This window comes from uncultured Chitinophaga sp., from assembly GCF_902168175.1.
Lineage (GTDB): Bacteria > Bacteroidota > Bacteroidia > Chitinophagales > Chitinophagaceae > Chitinophaga.
This window is the reverse complement of the sequence record NZ_CABHOU010000085.1, coordinates 1-2,586: the sequence shown is the minus strand read 5'-3', so window position 1 is coordinate 2,586 and position 2,586 is coordinate 1. Positions and strand designations below refer to the sequence as shown.

2 protein-coding genes are annotated in these 2,586 nt (G+C 49.0%); both read right to left on the bottom strand.

The window, feature by feature from the left end; translation table 11 throughout:
• A partial coding sequence (locus QZT80_RS18950; protein ID WP_295125682.1) for a TonB-dependent receptor plug domain-containing protein occupies window positions 1-1,277 on the bottom strand: 1,277 nt, incomplete at its 3' end.
• 529 nt (window positions 1,278-1,806) lie between these two features.
• Window positions 1,807-2,586, bottom strand: a 780-nt coding sequence (locus QZT80_RS18945) for an ABC transporter permease subunit (protein ID WP_295125679.1), incomplete at its 5' end; no start/stop codon positions are given.

Here is a 2,586-nt window from a genome sequence, read left to right as displayed (position 1 = left end):
TCGTTGAATCCCTCCTGGCTGTTCCTCGCAATCGCTACATTAGTGGCGAACTCGAAGTATTTGCCCACTTTTTGGGTAATGTTTGCGCGGCCGGAAATACGGTCGAATTTATTGATCTTAATCCTGTTCTGATCTTTGGTGTAATTCAGGGAAGTGTAATAGGTGGTGTTTTGATCGCCACCGCTTACGGAAAGATCATTGGTTTGATAGATACCAGTACCGAAATAGGCGTCATCCCAGTTGTAATAAGTTCCTTCCCGGTTTACAAGTCCGTCCGTCATCCCGGTAATGATCACATTTTCATTAAGGGCAGTGCCGGTTGTGGCGAATTTATAGCCATGCCGGTTGAACTTCGTATTCAGCTGGGTAAGCGCATAAGTATTAGCCTGTACCTCTGTTTGTCCTGCAGATGTTCTGTAATCATGGAATATGCGGTACAGCATATTGGTTTGTTCCTGGGGCCCGGCAGACTCGTAGTTGTCTGTTGCCCACGACGGCGTAAAACCAATAGAAGAGGCCAGATGCACGGAGGGTTTGCCCCTTTTACCTTTCTTGGTGGTGATCAGCACCACGCCATTTGCCGCCCTGGAACCATATAACGAAGATGCCGCTGCATCTTTCAGGATAGTGATGGTTTCGATATCGGCCGGATTTATGGTATTCATGACGTTATTGGAACCAATGTAGGAGCCGCTTAAGTTGCCCTGGTCGCCGGCCACTACAGGCACTCCGTCTATCACGTACAGCGGTTCGTTGCTGGCGTTCATCGAGCCCACACCCCTGATCCGGATAGCAGGCGTTGCGCCGGCCTGTCCGCTGGCGGTGGTTACCTGAACCCCGGCAGCCCGTCCGATTAAAGCATTTTGGAAAGAAGTAGACGGGACATCTTTGATATCATTTTGTTTGATAACGGAAGCCGCGCCGGTGTAGGTGCCTTTTTTAGCGGTACCATAGGCCACTACCATCACTTCGTCCAGTGATTTTGTGCTTTGCTGCATTTCAACGTCCACTACAGCACGGCCGCCGATAACCACCTCCTGCGTAGCAAATCCTACCAGGGAAAAAATGAGGGTCGTGCCATTAGCAGGTACATCAATACTGTATGTACCATCGCCGCTGGTAACCACCCCTTTAGTGGTGCCTTTTACCTGGACACTCACGCCTGGTGCGGCCCCTTGCGTATTGTCTGTAACTTTGCCCCTTACCGTAGATTGGGCATAGGCTGCCAGGCTGCTGGCAAAGAGCCCAAGCAGGAGCAGGAAAGCATTTTTGATCATAATCGAAAATTTGGAGTAATTACGCTTCATAAAACAGATTAGGTATTTAATGCATGGATACTGAAATGTCAGTAGACTGGCAGGGTGTATGCGCCTGGTCGGCGGCATAACGGGCAAAGCAATGTAGTGTGAGGGATTGCTATTGTATTCGCTATTTGCCGGAAACCTGGCGATTTTGGTTGAAATAAATTAACGGGGCGCAAGCGGTCGATAGATCACACGACTACCGGATGCCGTTTTCTCATAATAAAAACCTTAACGTAGCACGCTACTTTCGGATATTAAAGTAAAAAATAATTATTAATTAACAGGGTATAATTATTTAGGCGGTAGGGGAGGATGTTCTATACCAGGTTCTACCACATGCGACGAAGCGTTTGGACAGGGGGGCTACACCTCATCTCATCGTTTTAGTGCCCGGACCGAAACTGCGGGTATTTACAAATTGGTGCCGTTCGGCAAAAAACGCAGCACAAAATAAAAGCGGCCAATCTCCTGATTGACCGCATGGACGAAAAGAGCGGATAAGTTACGTTCTTATCTCTCTCCTCATGAATAAAAAATAAGTAAGTGCAAAACACACAGCAGTTGCCGCTACCAGTCCGGTTACCTGAGGCCACACGATAAGCAGGCTTTCCCGCACCGGCAGTGGCGAAGGGATGGCGCCCGCCATTTGTTCCACAGTGAGCGGCCCCAGGCTGCGTACGGATGGCATCAGCAGGGTAGTGGTGGCGTCGGTATAAAGCTGGCCTGGTGCCAACCGGAGGATGTCAAGTATCAGCCGGTTGTAAGACAGTACATCCGATTCGGAAAGGAACATCGGATTAGGGAAAAAGGCTTTAACGATCATACTAACAACGATCTGGTAGAAAATGGTAAAAAACATCCAGATGCCTATAGCAGTAAGGGCCGACGTTGTAGCCTGCCTGCACTGTACGGACAGGAAAATTGATAAGGCTAACCAGAAGCCTACATACAATACGGTAACTACCACAAATGCCAGTATACGCAGAAATTCAGGTCCCTCCATTTTTACGCCGGTGATCAGTAGTCCGCCGCCTATCATAAGAAGCACGAGGGCCAGGAATAAAGCGGAAACAATAGTAAGGGCGCCAAGGAATTTGGCTAATAGTAAACTGTCGCGGTACACAGGCTGCGCCAGCAGGCGTGTAAGCGTACCCGCATTTTTTTCTGAGTTGATCGCATCAAACCCCAGGCTAATACCCAGGAGGGCACCCAGGAAACTGATGAAAATATGGAACGTTGGCAGTGAGCCATCGGAAATGGTAAGCAGCTTCAGATACAGGAA